This window comes from Pseudomonas sp. PS01299, assembly GCF_029960145.1.
GTDB classification, from domain to species: domain Bacteria; phylum Pseudomonadota; class Gammaproteobacteria; order Pseudomonadales; family Pseudomonadaceae; genus Aquipseudomonas; species Aquipseudomonas putida_A.
The window spans coordinates 1-5,871 of sequence record NZ_JASCPO010000303.1; the positions used below are offsets into that span (position 1 = coordinate 1).

3 protein-coding genes and 1 pseudogene are annotated in these 5,871 nt (G+C 61.8%); 2 read left to right on the forward strand and 2 right to left on the reverse strand.

The window, feature by feature from the left end:
- Positions 1-98 precede the first annotated feature (98 nt).
- Both QMX91_RS28355 and QMX91_RS28360 read right to left on the reverse strand, forming a co-directional pair.
- Positions 99-544 (reverse strand): annotated as a pseudogene (locus QMX91_RS28355) (hypothetical protein).
- A gap of 110 nt (positions 545-654) precedes the next feature.
- Entirely contained in the window at positions 655-2,277 is a 1,623-nt protein-coding gene (locus tag QMX91_RS28360; RefSeq protein ID WP_098965194.1) for a methyl-accepting chemotaxis protein, read from the reverse strand.
- Between the two features lie 413 nt (positions 2,278-2,690).
- On the opposite strand from QMX91_RS28360, the gene QMX91_RS28365 reads away from it, so the two are divergent.
- Together QMX91_RS28365 and QMX91_RS28370 are read left to right on the forward strand one after the other, a co-directional pair.
- The gene (locus QMX91_RS28365) at positions 2,691-3,713 is read left to right on the forward strand and encodes a transporter (RefSeq protein ID WP_183784307.1); all 1,023 of its coding nucleotides are present in this window, start codon (positions 2,691-2,693) and stop codon (positions 3,711-3,713) included.
- A gap of 333 nt (positions 3,714-4,046) precedes the next feature.
- Entirely contained in the window at positions 4,047-5,663 is a 1,617-nt protein-coding gene (locus QMX91_RS28370; protein WP_282413729.1) for an inorganic phosphate transporter, read from the forward strand.
- The last annotated feature ends 208 nt before the right edge of the window (positions 5,664-5,871 follow it).

Genomic DNA, 5,871 nt, shown 5'->3' on the forward strand with positions numbered 1-5,871 from the left:
GGCTTGCTCGCGACGGCGTCGTATCAGTCGACAGTTTCGGTGCCTGCTACACCGCATTCGCGAGCAAGCCCGCTCCCACAAAAGCATTGCGGTGATGCTTAAGCCGAGGTGCTGACCAGCGAGCCCGAAGTGCTTCCGCCCGACTCTTGCAACGCCTGCAACAACGCCGCCGTGGCCGTCTGCAACGAAGCCGAAGTGCTGGAGATTTGCGACTCGGCGGACGCCACGTCGGCAGCCTTGGCATCCGCGTCTTCCTGCTTGGCCTGAGCCGCTTGCAGCGCTTGCTGTTGCTCCTGCAATTGCTTTTGCAGCTCGGCGATCTGCTTGCGCATTCTTTCACCGAATCCGATTCACCGCTGCTGTCGGAACTGCTGTCGCCTGCCGGAGCCGCGCCCCCGCCAGCCGCCACTTTGCTGGTATCGGCGCTGACACCCGCGCTGCTGGTTGCAGGGGTCGAGGTGTCGTCACTCGCGTCGCTGATCCTGGTTTTGCTGGTGGCGGTGCTGACGGTCTGATTGATCGAAACAGAGGTGATGCTGACCATGGGAGGGCTCCAATGCCGGTTATAGATAACCGGCCATCGGCGGCAGTCGCACGGATTTGAGATCGACTGTGTACCGACTCGGTAACCGAACCGGTACACGTCGGCGGACGTCAGGCGCTCAGGCGCGCGGTGACTTCATTGAGTTGCCCGGACAGGCCATGCAGGTTCTGGCTGGCGCTTTCGGTGCGCTGCACGCTGTTGAGGTTGGTGCTGGCGATGGACGTGATCTCGGTCAGGTTGCGCGAGATGTCTTCGGCCACCGAGGTCTGCTCTTCGGCGGCGGTGGCGATCTGGCGGTTCATGTCGCGGATCGCTTCCACGGCGTGGGTGATGCGCTCCAGCATCGCACCGGCCTGAGTCACTTGCTCGACGCTTTCGTCGCTGCGCGCCTGACCGCTTTCGATCGCTTGCGCAGCGTCCACGGCACCGGTCTGCACGTTTTGAATGATCTGGTTGATCTCGATGATCGACTCGGCCGTACGCTGCGCCAGATTGCGCACCTCGTCAGCGACCACCGCAAAACCGCGTCCGGCTTCACCGGCCCGCGCCGCTTCAATCGCCGCGTTGAGCGCCAGCAGGTTGGTCTGCTCGGCGATGCCGCGAATCACTTCCAGCACCTTGCCGATGCGGCCGCTGTCGCTTTCCAGACGACGAATCACTTCAGCGGTGTTGGCAATTTCGCCACGCATCTTAGTGATGGTGTGGATGGTGCCCTGCATGACCTTTTCACCCTGCTGGGCAGACTGGTCGGCATCGTCGGCGGCGCGCGCCGCATCCGCCGCGTGACGGGCGACTTCCTGGGCAGTGGCAGACATTTCGTTCATCGCCGTGGCCACCTGATCGGTGCGGTTGAACTGCTCGTTGGTGCCGCCGGCCATGGTCGTGGCGATCGCATTCAGTTCGCCGCTGGCGCTGTCCAGATCACTGGCGCTGCGTTGCAGATGAGTGAAGGTTTCGGCGAGGAAATCACGCAGGGTATTGGCCGCGGCGGCGAGGTTGCCCAACTCGTCCTGACGGTCGTTGGCAACGCGTTCGGCTAGGCGCCCACGGCTCAACTGGGTGACGTAGTCGATCAGCTTGCGGATCGGCTCGATCAGGTTGCGGTTGACCAGCCACAGGCTCAGCAAGCCGATCAGCAGACCCGAGCCGAGCATCACCAGTATCCCCAGCAGCACGGTGCTGTCGGCACTGGCGCTGATTTGCGCCGACTGTTCGGTGCCCTGCTTGCGCAGCTCGGCGACCAGTTCGCTCATCTGATCGCTGGTGGCGCGGTCCACGCCTTTGACGGCGCTGTCGCCAGCCGTTGGATCGGCACCCGCAGCGACATAGGCATCGCGGCCCTTCTGGTAGGCGCTGCCGAGTTGGCGGTGCTCATCACGCAAGCGTTCGATGCGGGATTTCAGCGCCGGCTCAAGGCCTTTCTGACCGGCCAGTTCACCGAGAATGTTCTGCACATCGCGCTGACGATCTTCGAACTGGCTCCAGTACTTGGCCAGGTCCGCCGGTTGCTTGCCGCGCAGCAAGACGTTTTTCCACTCCTGCACCTGCACCTTGAATTGCAGGTTGGCCTCGTCAATCAATTGTGAGGTGTGCAAGGGGCCGGCGATCAACTGGCTGTAGTTCTGCACGCCGTTGGACAGGAAATGAAAGCAGGCCAGTGCGATCAACAGCATCGCCAGCAGGCTGCCGCCCAGCAGGGCGAGAATTTGTGCTCTCAAGGATTTTTGCAGCATCGCGAGATACTCAGGACAGGGATGAGGCACGCCCGGTAAGGCGTGGAATTTTGCCGGACATCCGTGTCGGCGAGCCTTGGCTCATGGCCAAGCGCGCGCAACGTAACCCAAGCGTGATCGGCGTACCAGAGCGCTTCTTGAAGAAAATCCGACCATTGGTAGGTGAATTAAGAGACTGTGATCGACCATGGCCCAGGGGTGGGAGCGGGCTTGCTCGCGAAAGCGGCGTGTCATCCACATCATCACTCAATGATCATCCGCATTCGGGAGCAAGCCCCCTCCCACAGGATTGCCGGTAATGATCACGATCACTGTCATTTTGCAGTCACACAAGCGTCATGTGTGATTGCGATGATGCGGCTCAGTGAACCTGCCATTCCGCGACCGACGCGCCCTCCTCGCAGCGAGCCTCCATGAACCACAGCCTCGACCTCAGTCATCGCGATCCTGATTTGTTCGGTCTGCTTTACGGCTTCCGTTTTCGTCCCGGTGAACGTGGCCGCGAAGTCGATTCGGCGACCGCCCTGCGTTGTCTGCAAGACGACAGCGACAGTGATGAATTCCTCTGGCTGCACCTGAACCTGGCGCACGCCGCGTGCGAGCGCTGGATGAAAAGTCATCTGCAATTGCCCGAAGAGTTTTTCGAGGCGCTGCACGAAGGTTCGCGCTCGACGCGCATCGAACACGTTGATTCGGCGTTGCTGGCAGTGGTCAACGACGTGGTGTTCAACCTCAGCAGCATGGTTTCCTCAGACGTGTCGACGCTGTGGGTCTGCGTGCGCAGCAAACTGATCGTCAGCGCACGCCTGCAACCGCTGCACTCGGTGGACAAATTGCGTTCGTCGGTGAAGGCCGGCGAATGCTTTCGCTCGCCGTCGGAACTGCTGGTGCACTTGCTGCGTGATCAGGGCGAAGTGCTGACGCAGATCGTGCGCAAGACCAGCATGAGCGTCGATCAGGTCGAGGACGAATTGCTCTCCTCACGGCTGTCGACCAACCGCGCCGAACTCGGCGCCAATCGCCGGGTACTGGTGCGCCTGCAACGGCTGCTGGCGCTGGAGCCGGGTTCGCTGCTGCGCCTGCTCAACCGTCCGCCGCCGTGGCTGCAGAAGGAGGACGTCAAGGAGCTGCGCAAATCCACCGAGGAGTTCGCGCTGATCATCAACGACCTCACCGCCCTCGGCGAGCGGATCAAACTGCTTCAGGAAGAGATCGCCGCCAACCTCAACGAACAGAGCAACCGCACGCTGTTCACCCTGACCGTGGTCACGGTGCTGGCGCTGCCGATCAACATCATCGCCGGTTTCTTCGGCATGAACGTCGGCGGCGTGCCGCTGGCGACGGATCCGGAGGGGTTCTGGATATTGGTGGCGCTGGTGGCGACGTTTACCGTGATTGCCGGGCGCTGGGCGTTTCGTAAACGTGGCGATTACTGACCCTTGCCCACCACAGATCCATTGTGGTGACAGAGGTCCTGTGGCGAGGGGATTTATCCCCGATCGGCTGCGTAGCAGTCGTATATCCGGTGGACGCGTTTTAGCTGATAAACCGAGATGAATGGTTTTTGGGGCTGCTTCGCAACCCATCGGGGATAAATCCCCTCACCACAAACAGCTCACCTTAAATCAACTTCCCCTCCTGCACTCAGGAATGGGCTCAACAGATCAGCGGTGAGCTAATCCGCCAAACACTGACCTGCCGCAGTCTCTCTGTAATATTTAGCAACGATCATGACCGACACTCCTTCCCTCGCTCAGGATTGTCCGCTCATGGCTACTCCCTCCCTGACCGCCGCCCGCCCCACGACCGCCCACGGCGGCCGGCCGGCACTTGATAAAAAAACCGGCCCGTTCACTTACGTGGTGTTCTTCGCGGTGCTCGCCATGGGGATGCTGTTCACCGCTTACAGCCTGATGCACGACATGCATGAGCTGGGCACCACCGTCACCACCTGGACCCCGTTCCTGCTGCTCGGCGTAGCGCTGCTGATTGCGCTGGGCTTCGAGTTCGTCAACGGTTTCCACGACACCGCCAACGCGGTCGCGACGGTGATCTACACCCACTCGCTGCCGCCGAACGTGGCGGTGGTCTGGTCGGGGTTCTTCAATTTCCTCGGGGTGCTGCTGTCCAGCGGCGCCGTGGCGTTCGGCATCATCGCCCTGCTGCCGGTGGAGCTGATTCTGCAGGTCGGTTCGTCCGCCGGCTTCGCGATGATCTTCGCCCTGCTGATCGCGGCGATCCTGTGGAACCTCGGTACCTGGTGGCTGGGCCTGCCGGCCTCCTCTTCCCACACCCTGATCGGCTCGATCATCGGCGTCGGCGTCGCCAATGCCTTGATGCACGGGCGCGACGGTACCAGCGGCGTGGACTGGGCACAGGCGACCAAGATCGGTTACGCCCTGCTGCTGTCGCCGCTGGTGGGCTTCGGCTGCGCGGCGCTGTTGCTGCTGGCCATGCGCGCCTTCATCAAGAATCGCGCGCTGTACAAGGCGCCGGAAGGCAACAACCCGCCACCGTGGTGGATTCGCGGTTTGCTGATCGCCACCTGCACCGGCGTGTCTTTCGCCCACGGCTCCAACGACGGGCAGAAAGGCATGGGCCTGATCATGCTGATTCTGGTTGGCACCTTGCCGATGGCTTACGCGTTGAACCGCACCATGCCCGCCGATCAGGCGCTGCAGTTCGCTGCCGTCGCCGAAGTCACCCAGCAAGCGCTGGTGAAAAACACCCCGCTGCCAGCCCCGGTGGATCCGCGTCCGGTACTGTCCGATTACGTGCGCAGCAAGCAAGCCACGCCGCAACTGATCCCCGCCCTCGCCGCTCTCACCGGACACATTGGCGAAGAGGTCAAAGGCTATGGCTCGCTGTCGAAAGTCCCGGCCGAGGCCATGGGCAACGTGCGTAACGACATGTACCTGGCCAGCGAAAGCATTCGCCTGATGGACAAAAACAAGGTCGGCAATTTCGACGCCGACACCACTGACAAACTGCAACTGTTCAAACAGCAGATCGACAACGCCACACGCTTTATCCCGCTGTGGGTGAAGATCGCCGTGGCCATCGCCCTGGGCCTCGGCACCATGGTTGGCTGGAAACGAATTGTGGTGACGGTCGGCGAAAAGATCGGCAAGACCCACCTGACCTACGCCCAGGGCGCCTCGGCGGAAACCGTGGCGATGCTGACCATCGGCGCGGCGGACATGTTCGGTTTGCCGGTGTCGACCACTCACGTGCTGTCATCGGGCGTGGCCGGGACCATGGTCGCCAATGGCGGTGGTTTGCAGATGAAGACCATCCGCAATCTGCTGATGGCGTGGGTGCTGACCTTGCCGGCGGCGATTCTGCTGTCGGGCAGCCTCTATTGGCTGTTCACCCAGATCTTCTGATCAACTTAGATCCCTGTGGGAGCTGGCTTGCTCGCGAAAGCGTCAGGTCAGTCAACAATGATGCTGAATGGGCCGGCCTCTTCATGAGCAAGCCCACTCCCACCCTGGATCGCGACCAGCCCCGAATACTTCACCCACCGCCCCCCCCTGTGGGAGCGGGCTTGCTCGCGAAGGCGTCAGATCAGTCAACATCGATGCTGAATGGGCC